A 17,926-nucleotide genomic window follows, 5' to 3' on the forward strand; every position below is an offset into this window, starting at 1 on the left:
TCCCATCGAAAACGTCAATATTCTGAATCAGCCGGCTTCGGTATTCATTACAAATCTGTAATAACTGGGCAATCTTTCTGTTCGCACCCCCTCCGTAGAATCCATTCCAACGATTCGCCATACAAGGAGTTGGCGATCGAACCGCCTAGATCAGGCGACTTTTTTTCAACTTCCATTCTAGGAGAAATGTCATGAAAGCAACCCAAATCCTCTTCGGCGCCATGGTTACCGTTCTGTCGGTGTCCGCCTTCGCACAATCTACTGTCAAGACCGAGGCTGAGCGTGATCAAGCTAACCTCAACGCGCGCAACAACTACCCAGTGATCAAGTTCGAAAGTACCAAGACCCGTGCTGACGTGGTTGCCGAGCTGGAAGCTGCACGCCTGGGCAAGCCGGCGTCGACCACCTCGGTCAAGCCAGATGTTGCCGGCAGCCCGACCCAAAGCAAGGCCTTTGACTCGTCGCTGTACAACGGTGCATAATCGCCGCCGATTAATGGCCATGTTGCACATTAACCTCATAGCTGCCGATCGGCTCGGTCGGTAGCTATAATCCTTCTCATCATGCGCGCACTGATTATCTTGCTTGCTTTGTTGTTGCCGATGCAGCTCTCTTGGGCGGCGATGGCCTCATATTGTCAAGCGGAAAATGATCGAGTGCCGACGCATTTGGGGCACCACGAACATCCGTCAGCAAAGGCCGATGATCACGCGGGGTCCGAAAAATCGAAGACCAGCGACAGCGATGTCGGTTGCTCTTTGTGTCATTTTTCTTGCATGAAATCGGTGCAGATCTACAACTCCAGTGTGATCGTTCCCCCGGCTGCCGAGCAGAAGTCGCATCCGAGCTACTTTCCCCATCCCACTTCTCACATAGCCGATGGGCCCGATAAGCCCAATTGGCAGCTCGCCGCTTAACTCGGCGAGGACAATCCGCATACACAACTGCTCTCGCCGAATTCCCCTTTTTATCACCGGAGAATTCGATGTATCGGCACAGCTTTTTGCTGGCGCTCGCGCTGCTCGCAGCCGGCTCCAGCCATGCGCAGTCCACTGCGCTTGGAAACACAGAACAACCCCAACCCTATACCGCTTCGTCTCTTGTCAAAGAGCCTCGCTTGTTGTCGCTTCCGGCGGCCATCAGCCTGACGTTTGATCAGAACAAGACCCTGGCCGCCGCTCGCAAGGAGATTGACGCCATGGAGGCGACGATCGTCCAAGCAGGAGCAAGGCCGAATCCTGAGTTCTCGGCATTGATGGAGGACTTCCGGAAGTCCAGCCGGACAACGACATACCAAATTACTCAGCCGATTGAGCTCGGTGGCAAGCGTAGCGCCCGAATTGAGGCGGCTCAACGAGCACGCGACATGGCATTGCTGGACTACGCTGCGAAGCGCACGGAAATTCGCGCCGGGGTGGTTGCTGCGTACTACGACGTGATGGTGGCGATGGAGCGTCAGCGTCTGGCCAAGGAGCTGCTGGGCCTAGCGAAGACATCTGCGGATATGACTGGCCGCCGCGTCACGGCAGGCAAGATATCGCCCGTTGAGCAAACCAAGGCCAAAGTGGCCGAATCCAGTGCGCAGCTGGAGCTCAACCAAGCCGATAGCGATCTGATCCTCGCGCAGAAGAAGCTGGCAATGTTCTGGGGCTCTGTTGGCAATGAGTTCCAACTGACCGATGGTGGCGTTGAATCACTGCCTGCACTGCCGGCGATCGCACAACTGACTGAGAAAGTCGCGATCGGGCCTGCCGTGAAGCTCGCGCAGCTCGAAGTCGAACGCCGTCGTGCGCTGGCCAAGATCGAGACCAGCAAGCGTACGCCCGATGTGAGCCTCACCTTCGGCAATAAGCGAGATGAATCGAGTGCCAGAAATATGTGGGTGGTCGGTTTCTCCGTTCCCATCCCTGTTCTGGACAACAATAAGGGCAACGAGCTCGAAGCATTGAAGCGCGTCGACAAAGCGCGCGATGAGTTGTCGATCGTTGAAGTGCAGATGCAGAGCGAAGCTGCTCAAAGCTTCGAGCGCTTGCGTAACGCAAGAGAAGAAGCTGCCGCGTTGCGTGGCGAGATTGTCCCTGGGGCACAAAGTGCTTATCAAGCTGCGCGAACCGGATTCGAGCTAGGGAAGTTCGGATATCTGGACGTCCTTGACGCGCAGCGCACCTATTTCCAAGCCAAAGCGCAGTACTGGAAAGCGCTTTCTACCGCATTCCAAGCCGCCGCAGACCTGGATCGTCTGGCCGGCACTGAGACACCTTCAGCTGAGTGAGATCAAACATGACTAAGAAGCAAAAACTCGCCATCGCGGCGATCATCGCCATCGCAGCACTCTTGGCGGGGGTAACCTTGATGAAGGGGGGCAGTTCGGCCGGGGGCGGCGGAAAATCCTCTGCACACCAAGAGGAGGGTGGCCACAAGGACAATGAGCACCATGGCGAAGAAAAAGGCAGCGAGCACAAAGATTCTGCTGGGCATGGCGACGGCGAACACCACAGCGCGGCGCCGGCCAAGGGCCCACATGGTGGATCTGTGTACAAGGAGGGAGAGTCTTCCTTCGAAGTGCTGCTGTCTGAAAGCGATGGCGCACTGGTAGTTTATCCCTACCAGGCTGATAAGCCGGTGGCGCCCACCACAGTGAAATTGTCCGCAGTATTGACTCGTCCGGGCAAGGCCGGTGAGTTACTGGAATTCAAGATCGAGAAAGATGCCCTGAAGGCAAGCGCGCCGATCGAGGAGCCGCATCTGTTCGACATCAAGTTCTCGGCATCGACGCCGACCGGTTCTCAGAAGTTCACACTTTCCAAGGAAGAAGGAAAGATCGAATTGAACAATGAGCAGATGGCTGCGGCTGGTATCCAGGTGAAGACCGCTAGCGCCATGAAATTGAATAGCAGTCTGCAGCTGCCAGGGGAAATTCGCTTCAATGAAGACCGTACTGCCCACGTTGTACCGCAAGTGGCAGGCATTGTTGAATCTGTATCCGCCAATCTGGGCCAGAGGGTGAAAAAGGGCCAGATTCTGGCAGTCATTAACAGCAGTGCCGTTTCGGAGCAACGCTCGGAGTTGTTGAATGCCGAGCAGCGTCTGGCTCTTGCCAAGACCGCGTATCAACGTGAGAAGAACCTGTGGGAACAGAAGATCTCTGCTGAACAAGACTATCTGCAGGCACAAACTACCCTGCGTGAAGCAGAAGTGTCGGTGCGCAATGCCCAACAAAAGCTGCGCGCAATTGGCGCGGTTGGATCCTCGGGCGGCCTGAATCGCTATGAAATCCGTGCTCCGTTCGACGGTGTCATTGTCGAAAAGCACCTGGGACTGGGGGAGGCTGTACGCGAAGATGCGAACGCCTTCCTGATTTCCGACCTGACCAGCGTGTGGGCCGAGATCATCGTCTCGCCCAAGGATATGCAAGTTGTCCGTGTGGGGGAGAAGGTGGTTGTTCGCGCCACTGCCTTCAGCGCAAGCGCAAGCGGAAAGATCTCTTACGTTGGCTCCCTGATTGGCGAGCAAAGCCGCACCGCTAAGGCGCACGTCGTACTTCCGAATTCGGATGACAGCTGGCGTCCTGGCCTGTTCGTGAACGTTGAAGTCGTTTCCGACGAGGCGCAGGTACCTGTGGCCGTGGCTGCCGATGCAATCCAGACCGTCGATGAGAAGAGCGTGGTGTTCGTTCGCGTTCCTGGCGGCTTCGCGGCTCAAGAAGTCACTATCGGTCGTACGAGCGGGAAATTTGTGGAAATCAAATCAGGTCTGGACGCAGGTGCTGAGTATGCCGCGACCGGCAGCTTCGCAATCAAGGCTGAGCTGGGCAAGGGTTCCGCTGAGCATGGCCACTAATACCGGCGACTTCGAGAAAGACGAAAATCATGTTTGAACGAATTATTCGCTTCGCCATCGAGCATCGATGGCTTGTCCTGCTCGCCGTACTTGGGATGGGAGCATACGGCGTCTATAGCTATCAAAAGCTACCTATCGATGCCGTACCTGATATCACCAACGTGCAGGTGCAGATCAACACCTCCGCGCCTGGATATTCTCCGCTCGAAACCGAGCAGCGAATCAGTTATCCGATTGAAACCGTGATGTCTGGCTTGCCCAATTTGGAGCAGGTCCGCTCCTTGTCGCGTTATGGACTGTCGCAGGTGACGGTCATCTTCAAGGATGGCACGGACGTCTACTTTGCTCGCCAGTTGGTCAATGAACGTATTCAGCAGGCCAGAAGCCAGCTGCCGGCGGGCATTGATCCTGGAATGGGACCGATTTCTACCGGTCTTGGTGAGATCTACTTGTGGACTGTCGAAGCCAAGGACGATGCACGCAAGGCAGATGGAACGCCATACACTCCGACAGACCTGCGGGAAATTCAGGACTGGGTCATCAAGCCGCAGTTGCGTCTGGTCCCAGGGGTGACCGAGATCAACACCATTGGCGGCTACGCCAAGGAATATCTAGTCGCCCCGTCCGCGGAGAAACTTGCGTCTTACGGCATGACGATGGATACGGTCATCAAGGCACTGGAGAAGAACAACAACAACGTCGGCGCCGGCTATATTGAGCGCCGCGGCGAGCAGTACTTGATTCGTGCTCCTGGTCAGGTGGCTTCGATCGAAGACATTGGCAACATTGTGCTGTCCAACGTCAAGGGCGTGCCTATTCGCGTGCGTGATGTAGCGGACGTCGATATTGGCCGCGAGCTGCGTACAGGCGCCGCGACCGAAAATGGTCGTGAGGTGGTCTTGGGTACCGTCTTCATGCTAATCGGTGAGAACAGCCGTAAGGTTTCGCTGGCCGTCGACAAGAAGATGCAGGAAATCAATCGCACCCTACCGAAGGGTGTTGAGGCGGTGACGGTGTATGACCGTACTGTATTGGTCGACAAAGCAATCGCCACGGTGAAAAAGAATCTGGTTGAAGGCGCATTGCTCGTGGTCGCGGTGTTGTTTGTCTTCCTGGGCAACATCCGTGCAGCCATTATCACGGCAACCGTGATTCCTCTGGCCATGCTCTTTACGTTCACAGGCATGGTGACAAACAAGGTGAGTGCGAACCTGCTTAGCCTCGGTGCACTCGATTTCGGGATCATCATCGACGGCGCCGTGGTGATTGTGGAGAATTGTGTCCGGAGATTGGCACACGCCCAGGAGCATCATGGCCGTACATTGACGCGCAACGAACGCTTCCATGAAGTCTTCGCCGCGGCGAAGGAGGCTCGCCGCCCGCTGATCTTTGGCCAACTGATCATCATGATCGTGTATTTGCCGATGTTCGCCTTAACGGGTGTCGAAGGCAAGATGTTCACGCCGATGGCATTTACCGTCGTTGCGGCCCTGATCGGTGCCATGATTTTGTCGGTCACCTTTATTCCGGCAGCTATTGCCTTGTTCATCGGAGAGAAAGTCGCCGAGAAAGAGAATTTCATGATGGTTTGGGCAAAGCGTCTGTACGAGCCAATGCTGAAGGCCATTATGGAGAATAAGGCAGTCGTTCTGACTTTTGCCGGCGCCTTGATTGTTGTTTGTGGCGTAGTAGCGACCCGTCTTGGCACGGAGTTTGTTCCGAGCCTGAACGAAGGCGATATGGCTATTCAGGCGCTACGAATCCCGGGCACGAGCCTGACCCAGTCTCTGGAGATGCAGAAGCAGATCGAGAAGACACTAAAAAAGAAATTCCCCGAAGTGGAACGAGTGTTTGCTCGAACCGGTACGGCGGAAGTTGCGTCCGATCCGATGCCGCCGAACATTTCCGACGGCTACATTATGCTCAAGCCGTTGGACCAGTGGCCTAAACCGAAAAAGACGCATGAGGAGCTGCTTGCAGCAATTCAGGAAGAAGTCGCGAAGATTCCGGGTAACAACTATGAATTCTCGCAACCAATTCAGCTGCGCTTCAATGAACTGATTTCGGGCGTTCGAAGTGACGTGGCAGTGAAGGTATTCGGCGACGACATGAATGTGCTCAATGACACCGCCAGCAAGATTTCGGCCGTCTTGGAGAAAATTCCGGGCGCCACCGAGGTGAAGATTGAGCAGACGACGGGCTTGCCGATGCTGACCGTGGATATCGATCGTCAGAAGACCGCACGCTATGGTCTGAACGTGTCGGATATTCAGGACACGATCGCGACTGCAATCGGTGGCAAGGAGGCCGGTACGATGTTCCAGGGCGACCGCCGCTTCGGCATCGTGGTGCGCCTGCCGGACAATGCTCGTACCGATCTGGAGGCTATTCGCCGACTGCCAATCGCATTGCCTTTGCAGGACGGTGCTACGCGCACAAGCTATGTACCGCTGGGTGAGGTCGCTTCCCTGAACGTCGCTCCGGGTCCAAACCAGATCAGCCGGGAGGACGGTAAGCGTCGCATCGTGGTCAGTGCCAACGTTCGTGGCCGCGATCTGGGTGGCTTCGTGGCTGACGCTGAGCGTCAGCTGCAGTCTGAAGTCAAGATCCCCACTGGCTACTGGACTACCTGGGGCGGGCAGTTTGAAAATCTGCAGTCGGCAACGCAACGCCTGCAGATTGTGATTCCAGTTGCCTTATTGATGGTCTTCGTGCTGTTGTTTGCGATGTTTAGCAACGTCAAGGACGGCATGCTGGTGTTCACAGGTATCCCATTCGCGTTGACGGGCGGTATTTTGGCCCTTGCAATGCGTGGAATTCCGATGTCGATCTCTGCGGCTGTTGGTTTCATTGCCTTATCAGGTGTTGCAGTTCTGAACGGTTTAGTGATGATCTCCTTCATTCGGAGCTTGCGCGAGGACGGACGTTCGCTGGATGAAGCGATTCACGATGGTGCGATGACGCGTCTACGCCCAGTCTTGATGACGGCGCTGGTCGCGTCTCTGGGCTTTGTCCCAATGGCGCTGGCCACCGGAACCGGTGCAGAAGTACAGCGTCCGCTGGCAACGGTGGTGATCGGCGGTATTCTGTCGTCGACCGCGCTGACGTTGCTCGTGCTGCCGCTGCTCTACAAGTTGGCACATGACAAGGACGAAGATGAATCACCAGCTGGCAAGACATCGCGTCCTCCCTTCTGGAAGTTCTGGGCTAAGCGTTCATCCATTGCCAACTAAGAGGTAAATATGGGACAAGGACACTCGCACGTTCAACCGCAAGGGGGCAATGAGAAGGCGCTGAAGATCGCGCTTGCCCTGACGTCGACATTTCTGATTGCGGAGGCTGTTGCGGGTGTTCTGACCCAGAGCCTCGCGTTGATCTCCGATGCGGCACATATGTTGACAGACAGTGCAGCATTGGCGATCGCGTTATTTGCAATCCGCATTGGAAAGCGACCAGCAGACACAAAAAGAACTTTTGGGTACGCGCGCTATGAAATCTTGGCCGCATTATTCAATGCTTTGATGCTGTTCGCGGTAGCGGTCTATATCCTCGTCGAGGCATACAAGAGGTTCAAGTCTCCGCCTGAGATTCAGTCCGGTGCGATGTTGGTAGTGGCGATCCTAGGGTTGATCATCAATCTTGTCAGTATGCGGATTCTGATGTCGGGCAAAGACAAGAGCCTGAATGTTAAAGGAGCCTATCTGGAGGTGTGGAGCGACATGCTCGGCTCCATAGGCGTGATCGCCGGAGCCCTCATCATCCGGTTCACTGGGTGGGGTTGGGTTGACACGGTTATCGCTGTGGCTATTGGTCTTTGGGTGTTGCCACGTACCTGGACGCTGTTGCAGGAGAGTATTAACGTTCTTCTGGAGGCGACGCCGGCGCACGTGGATATCGATGACATTCAAGAGAGCATTCTTGGAATAGAAGGTGCCCAATCGATTCACGATCTTCATGTGTGGTCGATATCGAACGATAAGGTAAGTTTGACCGCTCACGTTGTCTATGACTCGCGTACTTCCAATATTGAAGTGCTGGACAAGATTCGGAAGTTGTTGGCAGAGAAGTTTGATATTCACCATGTCACCATTCAGATGGAAGATACGCCCTGCGAACAGGCCGCTGATGAACATAATTTTTCTCCGCTAGGGAAGGAGGATCACGATGACCACAAACACTAGTCGCTGGATCAGATTGTCATTGATGGCCGCATCGATGGCTTTGGTATCCGCATGCGCGACTTCGTCACCTGAAAGCGTTCCCTGCACGATATTGCAACAAACTAGCGTCTGCGTAGCTGTGCCGGTGCATGACGACTTGCATGACGATGAGGCTAAAGCCTTTACGCCGGCGCCTGAGGGATCGGGCTACATGTACATAACGCGGCCTTATGCCCAGCAGCGTAGTACTAAGTCGAAGATATTCGTGGACGGTGTATTCCTGGCAGAGTTGGGGCCGAAGACCTTCGCTCGCATAAAAATGCGGCCGGGGACACATACCGTGAAGGTTACGGCGGACAAAATCGAGACGGTATCGATTTCCGTTGATATGCAGAAAGAGGCCTTCCTGGAGTACCAGATTGCAGAGCACTTTTTCTCGACGGAGCCGAGTATCAAATCTGTAAGCAGGGAACGAGCGAAAGATTCCGTGCAGCCGCTGGACTTGGTGCTTACGAAGATCGACTAGCTGAATTTGATGTGGAGAAAGGGGCGCAGATTTGCGCCCCTTTTTTTTGGATCCGAAATTATTACGCAATCGTAATAATTTCGTTCGATTTTGGTAATTGGCTCCTCCCTACAATGAACTCATCGTCAAAACGACATTTCACCCCAAGGAGGTTTGCCATGAAGTCCAAGTTTTCCAAGATCGCAATCGCCGCAACTTTGCTGATGTCCTTCGCCGGCGCTAATGCCGTTGCTCAAGTCGCTGATCCCTTCGGCGTTCCCGCCAACAAGGCACTGCCGGAGCGTGAGATCACCATGAATGCTTCGACTAAGTACGTCAACGTCGCGCAGGGCGAGATCGTGAAATTCGTCTCGCAAGGCAAGAGCTTCACCTGGAAGTTCGATACTTTCGGCCTGCAGCCGTTCGCGTTCTCGAAGATCGCTCCGCAAGGTTTCGATGGCGCAAATGCCACCGTGTACCTGAGCACTAATCCGCTGTACCGCGGTCATTAATTGATGAGCTCTGCTTGGATTGGATGTAACTATTCCGATACCGATGCAGTTCGCAGAATCAGGACTGCTCGTAGTCCGGGATGGTTGTTGGAAAGTTCTAGAGAGCCATCATGTAGTCTCGCAACAGACGCCACCAGGCTGAGGCCTAGGCCAACACCTGGTGTCGCTCTGCTCGTATCGCCCCGATAGAAACGCTGTTGCACCTTCGGTAATTCAGCGTCAGAAATCCCAGGGCCGTCGTCACTAACACGCACCAGAACTCGGCCCTCGTCTACTTGAACGCAGCTCAGTGTAACGGTCCCGCCGACAGGTACAAATTTCATCGCGTTATCAATCAGATTGCTCACGGCTTGCGCCAGTAGCAATGAGTCTCCGCGGAGCAGAACAGGCCCAGACGGGCGATGATCAATGAACTTTCCGAGAGATTCCGCTAGCGGCTGATAAAAATCGGCGATATCGGCGACAACAGCCGCTACATCAACAGTAGTAAAGCCGGCCTTCCGAGCACCTGTATCAATTTCTACCAACCGTAGCAAAGCGTTAAAGATGGCGATGACTCTGTCGACATCTTCGATCGCTCCCTCTATTTCATCCGCATCACCTCGTTGTACCCGCAGGAGGCCTTCCAGCCGCGATCGTAATTCGGCAAGTGGTGTGCGAAGATCATGCGCAATCGAGTTAGACGCATTGATGATGCCATTCATGAGCTGCTCAATCTGCGCCAGCATGAGGTTTTCCGTCTGGACGAGGGTCGCCAGCTCATTCTCCCCGCCATGATGCGGAAGCCGATGGCTGAAATCTCCTTGCATAATGGCCGAGGCAGCCTGGTTGATATCTTTCACCTTCGCAAGCAGACTGCGGCGGATCGCCACCCCACCAGCGATGCCGAGCAGGATAATGATGGTGCCGGAGGCGGCCAAGCCTACGATAAACATGTTCTCAAGCAGTCGATATCGATTGATGTCGTGAGCGACCAGCAGATGGAATCGTCCATTCAGGACCAAATGTCGAGCGAGAATGCGTGTGCGGTTGCCATTGATATCGACCTGGAATCTGCCGCTGGATGCTATCGGACTGACTTCAACTGGCCAAGCATCGAGATTTCCTGCGAGGTGCTGCATCTTCTCGTCCGTCAACAGGACAATATCCTCCGATCCTCCCGGTATGGCACCGACTCTTGATTCGATCCTTCGGCTGAGCGCATCGACGCCTTCCTCATCGAAGACACGCTGAAGCCTATCGCTATCGGCGTGCAGAATGTGTCGCCAATCTTGCTCCACAAATTCTTGCCATGCGTACCAGAGCGGCGTGGCAAAGGCTGCCAGCGCAAGTAGACTGAATATGACGTAGCAGGTGGCTACTGTTCGAGCAGAGAATTTAAATAGTCTATTCATCAGTAAGCATATAGCCGGCGTTACGGATGGTGCGCAGGATAGAGGGGCGAGAATCCCCATCCAGTTTTTGTCTAAGTTTGCTGATGTGCACCTCGACCACATTGGTTTGTGGGTCGAAATCGTAATTCCAAACGTTCTGCAGGAGCATGGTACGGGTAACGACCTGATTGGCGTGGCGCATCAGATACTCGAGCAACAGGAACTCTCTCGGTTGGAGAGTCAGGGCCTTTCCGTCCCGATATACCTTGTGCTTCATGACATCGAGGTGCAGGTTGCCTATGACTAGGTAGGTCTTCTCGGTCGATTCCCGAGCGCGGCGGGCAATGGCTTCGACGCGAGCCAGTAACTCCCCGAACGAAAACGGCTTGACCAGATAGTCGTCCCCGCCACTCTGAAGTCCTTTGATTCGGTCGTCGACCTCGGCCATAGCGCTGAGGATCAAGATAGGGACCTTGTTTCCAGTCTTACGCAATGCCTCAATGATGCTCAAACCATCGATGCCCCCTGGGAGCATGCGGTCCATAATAATGGCGGCATAGGGTGTACTGGTCGCCAGCAACATGCCGTCGCGACCGTTATCGGCGTGATCAACCTCGTATCCGGATTCGGATAGTCCTTTCTTCAAGAACCGCGCTACGCGCTCGTTGTCTTCGACGATCAGCAATTTTGTCGCCGTCATTTTTCCTACACAGAATATTGGGGCCAGTTATTGGGGCGCTGAGGTGCGCCTCGCTCAATTCGGAATGACCCGAAGAGCATTGCAAGACTGGTGAGTTTGAATGGAGTTGGCACCGGAACCTTGGGGTATTGAATGTCTACCTGAGGTGTTTGATGCAGGAGAAAAACTGTACCACGCGAGCGAAAAATAGCCGATGGCTCGGTGGAAATTTTTGAAAATAATTTTGGAGAAAAGAAAAAAGGCCTGCGTGGGCAAGCCTTCTTCTGATGCCGATCCAATATCGCGACTAGGTCGCGATATTGGAGAGGACGTACTGCTTAGAACTTGTGGCGAACGCCGACTGCGACCAGGGTCTGGCTAGCATCAGCACCACCGGTAGCGGCGTTGCCGGTTGCATCGCCGTACACGCCGCTGTTGGCCATGTCAGACGCACGAATGTTAGCCACGAAGGCGTACAGGTCGGTGCGCTTGGACAGCCAGTAGTCGGTGCCCAGGCTGACTTGGGTCAGCTTGCCCTTGGAGGACGAGTTGAAGTCAGCACGAGTGTGAGTCACGGCGCCCAGCAGCTTCAGAGTCGGAGTCAGCGAGTAAGCGGTGCCGATTTCATAGATATCGGCCTTATTCGCGACAGCCAGGGTCTTGCCAGCCAGAGCGGTTGGGCTGGTGGTGTTCAAGTCTTGCTTGACGCGGTTGTAGTTTGCGTACACGCGGGCAGGGCCGAACTGGTAGCTAGCTGCAACGTTCAGCACCTTGGCAGCGCTGTTGCCGGAGTTGGTAACGTCGCCGGCATTGGTGGTGCCGATCAGCAGCGAGGTGTCAGCCGGGGTTGCGCCTTGCTTGGACTGGAAGTAGTTGATGCCCAGACCCAGAGGACCATTGTCGTACTTGCCGCCGATACCGAAGGCTTGGCCAGCGGAGGTGCGGCCAGCTTGTTCACCGAAGCCGTAGAAAAGGTTGCCGGTGAAGCCACCCATATTGGTGGTGGTGTAGCTGACGGCGTTGTTGCTACGAGTGCCTTCCAGGCGATCGAGGTTGTGGCCAACAGAGCCGGTCATGAAGCCGAAGTCGGCAACCGAGGTCAGGTAGGAAATCGAGTCAGCGAAGTCGGTTTGGCGACCCAGCAGAACGGTACCGAAGCCGCCGGCCAGACCGACCACCGACTTGCGACGGAACAGAGTATTGGTAGTCTTCGAATCATCCAGGGCACCAGTGTCGTTACGGAAGCCAGTTTCCAGGTTGAAGACTGCGCTCAGACCGCCGCCCAGGTCTTCAACGCCCTTGAAGCCGATGCGCGAGCCTTGGATAACAGCGGAATTCAGGCCAAACTTGCTGCCGGTACCATTGGCGGTGCCGTTCACAGCCTTGCTGGTGTACACGACACCAGTATCGATAATGCCGTAGATGCTAACGGAGGAGGATTGCGCCTGGGCAGCACCAGCGAATGCGCCGAGCACGGCCAGTGCGAGCAAGGATTTCTTCATTTGTCTTCCTTAAAAATAGTCTTGAGGATCCGCTCGTTTAACGGATGTTCTAACATTACGTGTTCCTTTTTCGCATCAACAGGCCATTTGTAAATATAGAAAAAAGTCTGGTTTTTACCGGGCGAATGATTCTTGATATGTTGTATTTCTTCATCTGTCGAATGCATGAAGCCTTTCGAGATGGCGTGTGCGATGTGACATTCGACGGCCGAAAAAAACGGCACCAACGGAGGTTGGTGCCGGAAGGCATACCGCTCAAATGAAAATCGAGTGGTACCATGGGAGAGTTAGCCGATCTCAGCAATGATTTTCTTCAAGCGATATTGACGCTGGCGATAGTTGCCTTCAGGGCCGTCGAAGCTTGAGTTGACGTCGCTAAAAAGGCGCGAGATCAAATCTAATGTCATACGTTGATAGGCACTTTCAACCAGAATCAACCGCCTTTTGCTGCGTGCGTGAAGTTTGCTGATGTCTACTTCGATGCAGTGACCATGATCGGCATGGCGCACTTCTATGAGAACGGCTTCGGATTTGGACAGACGGAAAGCAGCGGCAAGGTCAATTCTGGCTGAGAGAAAGGGGTGGGACTTTCTCATCTTGGTCGTCAGTGACCTGGCAATCTCAGTTGCCCATGTCTCGCTTCCGTTCTGAGCAGAGAATCTAGAAACTGCTATCTGCGCTTCATGATGGCCTTGGTCCGCTGCCTTCTTCCACCATGAGAGTGCATGGACGTCATGCATGGGCGCATCACGCCGCGTGCGCCATAAGTACTGTGCGTAGTCGAATTGCGCGTGTGCGAACCCCATCTCGGCACTGCGGTTCAGATACTGGCGAGACAGTGCCAGATTGCGCTGGAAGTACTCTGCCTTTGCGTAGATCATGGAGAGGCCGTGCCATGCTTCTGCAACCCCCGCTTTCCCGGCTGCATTGAGCCATGGAACAGCAGCTAGATAATTTGCTTGGCCGCTCCGTGGGAACACCCGCTCGCAGTCGTGATCGATGCGTGCATACAGCATACCTAGCCGATATTGCGCCTCATGATTTTGAGAGAGTGCCGCGACTTCTAACAATCTCTGGGCATATGGGATGTCTGGTGTATTGCGTTCCAATATGATTTGCGACTGCCGTAAGAACAGTTCAGTCTCATTGTCGGAGAGAGAGAGAGGCAGCGAATGAGGTGATGGATCCCGGAGCAGTCGAATCTGACTTTCTTGGCCTTTGAGGACACTGTTGATTATTGGCGCAGCGTTCTCGTAAAAGCCGACGTAGTCTCTTGTTTGCCAGCACTTCTCCAATATGGAGTACTGGGCTTCCGCCACTCCAGCCAGCGCTGCTTGCTTTGTCCAGTGTTCCTTGGCTTCCTTCAAAGGAGGTACGAGACTGATCCTTTCATCGGGAGCGGTCCGATGGTCGTCTTCCAACCGCGCAAGGTGTTGAGCGAGAAGCCATTGTGCTTCGTGGTCGTCCCGTTCCGCCAGTTGCTTGAGAACACTGACGGCTTTTTCTTTGGATCTGTCGCTGAAATGTGATGAGTTCTCGAGCACCAGTCGCGAGAATACGATGCCAGCTTCAAACACTCCAGAATCGAAAGCCCGTTCATACCAGGTGGCAGCTTCGTAGGGACGGGACATTGTGCGCACCAGGTCATATGGAACCGCGCGGCCGATCATAGTCCAAGCATCGGGAAGTCCCTGCCTAGCTGCACGCTCAAGCCAATAGAATGCAGTTTCTGTACTTTGTGGAAGGCTTCCGTTTCCCAGGTAATAGCGAGTACCAATTGCCAATTGGGCTTCCGCAGCACCAGTTCTGGCTGCTTTTAAAATAGCGAGGTCATCACGGGCGGCCATATTATTGAGCGCTCCGCAGGTGATAAATTGGCAGACTGAAGATTGTGGAAGACGGCATGAGGTATCCTCCGTTTCTGTTCATAAGGAACGTGCCCGGAGAACCTGATCCAGATTTCAAAGAGGTGAAATCCGGAGGCATCTGATCATTGAGGAGATCGTAGAAGGACGTTGTGCGGGCACCGAAATTTCGACGGATGTTAGCCAGCGTTGGTGATCTACGAACGGGAATGAAACATTAAATGTTGTTAATAAAAATCCTCTGTAAGCTGCATAAACAAAGGAATTTCCTCTTCTTTATTGACAGACTTGATGCGAAAAATCCGCTATCGCTTCAGTGTTTCATCCAGACTGTCGGTATGATTTTCAAGATTAACGTTCGTTAATTTTTGTGCTTGGTTGAGGTACCTTTTTCGCGCGTGAAGAGCTCCAAAACGATGCGTATTCGAGACACATATTCTTGTGTGTCTGGTGTGTAGGATGCGGATATTTTTTTTGCCCACTTTTTTATATTTGTCCTATGCTTCGCTCTTTCAAATTTTCAGTATGGCGTCGACGGCCGGCTGATTTAAGAGGAGTCCAATGAACAAAGTCTTGCAAGCAGTACACGACAGCCTGCCTCAGTGGATGGCTGATTGGTTCGATGTATTGGTGCCAACGGCTGAGGTGATTTTGATTCTGGTCGCGGCGCTCGCGATCATGCGTGTCGCGAGGCTGCTTATCGGAAGGCTTGGCCGGACATATGGTTTCCCGAATAAGGCGGCCGCGCTCACCCAGCGCATCATCGGATTTTTTGTGTATGGCGGTGCCATCCTCTGGGCCTTGGAGCGGATGGGCGTCTCCGGTGCGGTACTGTGGTCTGCATTTACAGGATTTGCAGCAGTCGGTGCAGTCGCATTTTTCGCGGCATGGAGCGTTCTTTCCAATCTCTTCTGCGCCATCCTGATCTACACCACGCAGCCGTTCCGCGTGGGTGACGTGATCGAGGTGATTGAAGGGGGAGACAAGCCTGGTGTCAAAGGGCGAGTGCTGGACATCAATCTGGTCTACACTACATTGGCGGAGGAAACTGAGGGTAGCGGGAGCGGGACGACACTTCAGCTCCCAAACAGCCTTTTCTTCCAGCGCATCGTGCGCAGATGGAATGATGGTTCTGCATCGTTATTCTGAAATTAATATTACTTGATGAGCCTGTTCTGCGTTCATCGCCTCCCTGATTCTGCACTCCACACAAATCATTACGCGATCGTAATAGACGCGTAATGATTTTGTTCGAAATGCCTTCTTAGAATCTTGCTGTATGGGCGCACCTCATTCGACGGGGGCGACCTTCGGCATTTTTCCTTTTGGGGGCCATGTGGACGCACTCTTCGCTCTGCTTCTCGTTTCTTCCGCTTTGTGTTCGACGCCTGTTTTGGCGAAAGAGAGTAGCCAGCTGAATGGTCGGTTAGCCAAATCTTGCCAGGATTCTCCTCGCCAAAAGCCGGCGGCGCCCCTCAAAAACAGTTGCCCCACATCACGCCTTTGTGACCGTTAGCGGTTTTGCCGTGAAATGGGTTCCTTGCGTCCGGAGTGATCTCGGCGCCAGAAAGTTGATCGCAGATTGTTCGGGTGTCGCGTTAAGCAAGGAGAGCGGTGATGAATGTCAAAGGAATGGAGCCGTCGCCAACGGCAGTTGGAGAGAAAGACGAGAAGTTCTGGCAACACGCCGTCCGCCTCACCGAGAAACGTCTCGGATTGCTGGCATCGAACATTGCCAACGCAGACACTCCTAACTACAAGGCCCGGGATATCGATTTCTCAACTGCCTTGCAGCAGGCGATGACAACGTCGAGGCTGCCAATGCTATCGAAGGGGTATGCAACAGTGCCCAAAGACCTGCCGTATGAGAACCTAGTGCTGTATCGTTCGCCTACTCAGCCAAGCGCTGATGGGAATACCGTTGACGTCGACCAGGAGGGGGCGGCCTTTGCACACGAAGCTATCCGATACCAATTCTTCTTGGAGAAAGCAGTCGACGAGTACAAGGAAATAGGAACGCTGTACAAGAACATGGTGGGCTAGTCACTAATTATGTTGGATGATATGAAGTGTGCTCACCATCGTTGCTGACGTAGTTTTCATAAAAATGTCTCAACCTTCACAAACAACCTATGACGATCTGACGACGGTGATGGCCAATGGCTCGGTTGTCATGCTGCTGCTGGTCTTCGCGTTCTATCTTTGGCTCAAATTTAAATCGAACAAGCCTACAAAAAAGAAGCTGCCTCTAAAAGATAGATTCACAAAGGAAACTCCGAAGAAAGCGCAATCGAAGCGCCGCTAATCGGTAGCCCCCCGACGTCCCTGAAGGTCCATTAATTTATCTAGTAACTACTGTCCTTTCGTTCTTGGAAGGATAGCGGTGGCTTGCGCTCGAGCAGAAATTACCCATGAAGAATATGTTGAAAGGGGCTAAGTCGGAGGTGGCGCTGTCAAAGAAGCGACCATCCTGGGATATCTCTTCGTCCTCACTCATTTTGGCGAGCGCGTTTTTCAGCGCAACGCTATACAGTCGACGCCGACTAACCTGCACATATCGAATTCTGCGTAGCCGCACACATGAACTAGCTCCGCTCAACATCAGTCATTTAGCTTTTAGTAGAACCACCTGGGTCTATTTTTAGTGCTTTCTTTCGTTGTGCGATTTTAGATTGACTTTGGCTGACATACGACCACAGCGATTCCGGATTGGAGTGTCCGACCTCCATAGACACGGAAGCGGCGATAGACTGTGTGCTAGTGTCCAGGCCCAGAGCCACCCGTGACTCAATTTCCCCGGCAATTCTGTCATCCACATTCTTGAAACGAAGCATGTGGATTGCATGGCCTGGGCCTAGACCAATAGCTCTACTTGCGTCGCCAAAGATTTGAGATAGAGAGTTATCGTTAAGCGGCTTCCCGTCTCTAGCAGAAACAAAGATTCGATCATGGGTATGCGCTTCAGACCAACCCATCTCCTTCAAAAAATTGTTTCTGGGCCCGGCAATGAACTCAGCGATTTGAAGAGCCAAATCAATCGGAATTTCGAAAAAATTCTCATATCCAAATTTCTGGCTATCTGGCCTTAGTGGGAACTTTTCCTTACATTTGGCGATTTTTTCTAACGAAAATTGCGCGCAACGTAGAGAATTGATTGAACCTCTGCGTAGTCCAGTCAAATCCCCAATGGTCATTATGAGGATGTTTCTAATCGCCACAAAGGGCGTGTGGTTATTCTTAAAATAGCTCCTCAAATTCTTCAGATCACTTTCAGTAGCAGCTCTACCATGAGGGCTCTTTCCATTCTCGCTGACCCTACGAAATAGTAGGGGAGCCTTACTAATAGCACTCGCTTTTACTTTATTGCCGGGGGATACAAAAAGCGACAGGCTTTCCTTCGCACAGGGCACATATGACCTGCCCCGGATTTTTCGGACCGCTGAAAATTTGAGAAGATAGCTTCCACTCGGAAAGGAAGCCATGAAAAAGA

The 17,926-nt window shown here is 53.5% G+C and carries 15 protein-coding genes and 1 pseudogene; 11 read left to right on the forward strand and 5 right to left on the reverse strand.

Going from position 1 to position 17,926, the window contains the following annotated elements:
* Positions 1–191 precede the first annotated feature (191 nt).
* The 8 genes from HWE04_RS23085 (at position 192) to HWE04_RS23120 (ending at position 9,017) form a co-directional block, all read left to right on the forward strand.
* Positions 192–482, forward strand: a complete 291-nt coding sequence (locus HWE04_RS23085; protein WP_134221038.1) for a DUF4148 domain-containing protein — start codon at positions 192–194, stop codon at positions 480–482.
* A gap of 81 nt (positions 483–563) precedes the next feature.
* The gene (locus HWE04_RS23090) at positions 564–917 is read left to right on the forward strand and encodes a cobalt transporter (protein WP_134221037.1); all 354 of its coding nucleotides are present in this window, start codon (positions 564–566) and stop codon (positions 915–917) included.
* Between the two features lie 68 nt (positions 918–985).
* Positions 986–2,272 (forward strand): TolC family protein, encoded by a 1,287-nt coding sequence (locus HWE04_RS23095; RefSeq protein ID WP_134221036.1) that lies wholly within the window; start codon positions 986–988, stop codon positions 2,270–2,272.
* An 8-nt stretch (positions 2,273–2,280) separates the two neighbouring features.
* Positions 2,281–3,840: an efflux RND transporter periplasmic adaptor subunit gene (locus HWE04_RS23100; protein WP_166675022.1), complete on the forward strand. Its 1,560-nt coding sequence runs from the start codon at positions 2,281–2,283 to the stop codon at positions 3,838–3,840.
* A gap of 29 nt (positions 3,841–3,869) precedes the next feature.
* Positions 3,870–7,073: a CusA/CzcA family heavy metal efflux RND transporter gene (locus HWE04_RS23105; RefSeq protein ID WP_134221035.1), complete on the forward strand. Its 3,204-nt coding sequence runs from the start codon at positions 3,870–3,872 to the stop codon at positions 7,071–7,073.
* A gap of 9 nt (positions 7,074–7,082) precedes the next feature.
* Complete coding sequence (locus tag HWE04_RS23110; RefSeq protein WP_134221034.1) at positions 7,083–8,021, forward strand: cation diffusion facilitator family transporter; 939 nt, start codon at positions 7,083–7,085, stop codon at positions 8,019–8,021.
* Positions 8,005–8,526 carry a DUF2846 domain-containing protein gene (locus HWE04_RS23115; RefSeq protein WP_134221033.1) on the forward strand — a complete coding sequence of 174 codons (522 nt, stop codon included), beginning with the start codon at positions 8,005–8,007 and terminating at the stop codon, positions 8,524–8,526. The genes HWE04_RS23110 and HWE04_RS23115 overlap by 17 nt, the downstream gene beginning before the upstream one ends.
* Positions 8,527–8,684: 158 nt before the next feature.
* Positions 8,685–9,017, forward strand: a complete 333-nt coding sequence (locus HWE04_RS23120) for a CzcE family metal-binding protein (RefSeq protein WP_166675021.1) — start codon at positions 8,685–8,687, stop codon at positions 9,015–9,017.
* Positions 9,018–9,046: 29 nt separating this feature from the next.
* On the opposite strand, the gene HWE04_RS23125 is transcribed toward HWE04_RS23120, so the two are convergent.
* The 4 genes from HWE04_RS23125 to HWE04_RS23140 all read right to left on the reverse strand — a co-directional run bounded on the left by HWE04_RS23125 (position 9,047) and on the right by HWE04_RS23140 (position 14,418).
* A complete protein-coding gene (locus HWE04_RS23125) occupies positions 9,047–10,411 on the reverse strand; it encodes a HAMP domain-containing sensor histidine kinase (RefSeq protein ID WP_134221031.1) in 1,365 nt (454 codons plus the stop codon).
* The gene (locus HWE04_RS23130; protein ID WP_134221030.1) at positions 10,404–11,090 is read right to left on the reverse strand and encodes a winged helix-turn-helix domain-containing protein; all 687 of its coding nucleotides are present in this window, start codon (positions 11,088–11,090) and stop codon (positions 10,404–10,406) included. Before HWE04_RS23130 ends, HWE04_RS23125 begins: the two co-directional genes overlap by 8 nt.
* 317 nt (positions 11,091–11,407) lie before the next feature.
* Complete coding sequence (locus HWE04_RS23135; RefSeq protein ID WP_134221029.1) at positions 11,408–12,571, reverse strand: porin; 1,164 nt, start codon at positions 12,569–12,571, stop codon at positions 11,408–11,410.
* 287 nt (positions 12,572–12,858) lie between these two features.
* Positions 12,859–14,418, reverse strand: a complete 1,560-nt coding sequence (locus tag HWE04_RS23140; protein WP_134221028.1) for a tetratricopeptide repeat protein — start codon at positions 14,416–14,418, stop codon at positions 12,859–12,861.
* 579 nt (positions 14,419–14,997) lie between these two features.
* Between HWE04_RS23140 and HWE04_RS23145 the strand changes: the two genes are divergently transcribed.
* The 3 genes from HWE04_RS23145 (at position 14,998) to HWE04_RS23155 (ending at position 16,741) form a co-directional block, all read left to right on the forward strand.
* Positions 14,998–15,585: a mechanosensitive ion channel family protein gene (locus HWE04_RS23145; RefSeq protein ID WP_134221027.1), complete on the forward strand. Its 588-nt coding sequence runs from the start codon at positions 14,998–15,000 to the stop codon at positions 15,583–15,585.
* 468 nt (positions 15,586–16,053) lie between these two features.
* A complete protein-coding gene (gene flgB / locus HWE04_RS23150; RefSeq protein WP_241813808.1) occupies positions 16,054–16,479 on the forward strand; it encodes a flagellar basal body rod protein FlgB in 426 nt (141 codons plus the stop codon).
* Positions 16,480–16,507: 28 nt separating this feature from the next.
* Entirely contained in the window at positions 16,508–16,741 is a 234-nt protein-coding gene (locus HWE04_RS23155; RefSeq protein WP_241813809.1) for a hypothetical protein, read from the forward strand.
* 304 nt (positions 16,742–17,045) lie between these two features.
* Here the strand turns inward: HWE04_RS23155 and HWE04_RS23160 are convergent.
* Positions 17,046–17,926: pseudogene (locus HWE04_RS23160) on the reverse strand (hypothetical protein); the annotation flags it as partial.

Origin of the sequence: Herbaspirillum sp. C7C2 (genome assembly GCF_022627865.1) — a bacterium.
GTDB classification, from domain to species: Bacteria; Pseudomonadota; Gammaproteobacteria; order Burkholderiales; family Burkholderiaceae_D; genus Herbaspirillum; species Herbaspirillum frisingense.

Coding starts and splice junctions, on each gene's coding strand:
- flgB (WP_241813808.1), top strand. CDS start 16,054: ATGAATGTCAAAGGAATGGAGCCGTCGCCAACGGCAGTTGGAGAGAAA.
- HWE04_RS23115 (WP_134221033.1), top strand. CDS start 8,005: ATGACCACAAACACTAGTCGCTGGATCAGATTGTCATTGATGGCCGCA.
- HWE04_RS23090 (WP_134221037.1), top strand. CDS start 564: ATGCGCGCACTGATTATCTTGCTTGCTTTGTTGTTGCCGATGCAGCTC.
- HWE04_RS23135 (WP_134221029.1), bottom strand. CDS start 12,571: ATGAAGAAATCCTTGCTCGCACTGGCCGTGCTCGGCGCATTCGCTGGT.
- HWE04_RS23095 (WP_134221036.1), top strand. CDS start 986: ATGTATCGGCACAGCTTTTTGCTGGCGCTCGCGCTGCTCGCAGCCGGC.
- HWE04_RS23120 (WP_166675021.1), top strand. CDS start 8,685: ATGAAGTCCAAGTTTTCCAAGATCGCAATCGCCGCAACTTTGCTGATG.
- HWE04_RS23125 (WP_134221031.1), bottom strand. CDS start 10,411: ATGAATAGACTATTTAAATTCTCTGCTCGAACAGTAGCCACCTGCTAC.
- HWE04_RS23145 (WP_134221027.1), top strand. CDS start 14,998: ATGAACAAAGTCTTGCAAGCAGTACACGACAGCCTGCCTCAGTGGATG.
- HWE04_RS23130 (WP_134221030.1), bottom strand. CDS start 11,090: ATGACGGCGACAAAATTGCTGATCGTCGAAGACAACGAGCGCGTAGCG.
- HWE04_RS23085 (WP_134221038.1), top strand. CDS start 192: ATGAAAGCAACCCAAATCCTCTTCGGCGCCATGGTTACCGTTCTGTCG.
- HWE04_RS23140 (WP_134221028.1), bottom strand. CDS start 14,418: ATGGCCGCCCGTGATGACCTCGCTATTTTAAAAGCAGCCAGAACTGGT.
- HWE04_RS23110 (WP_134221034.1), top strand. CDS start 7,083: ATGGGACAAGGACACTCGCACGTTCAACCGCAAGGGGGCAATGAGAAG.
- HWE04_RS23100 (WP_166675022.1), top strand. CDS start 2,281: ATGACTAAGAAGCAAAAACTCGCCATCGCGGCGATCATCGCCATCGCA.
- HWE04_RS23105 (WP_134221035.1), top strand. CDS start 3,870: ATGTTTGAACGAATTATTCGCTTCGCCATCGAGCATCGATGGCTTGTC.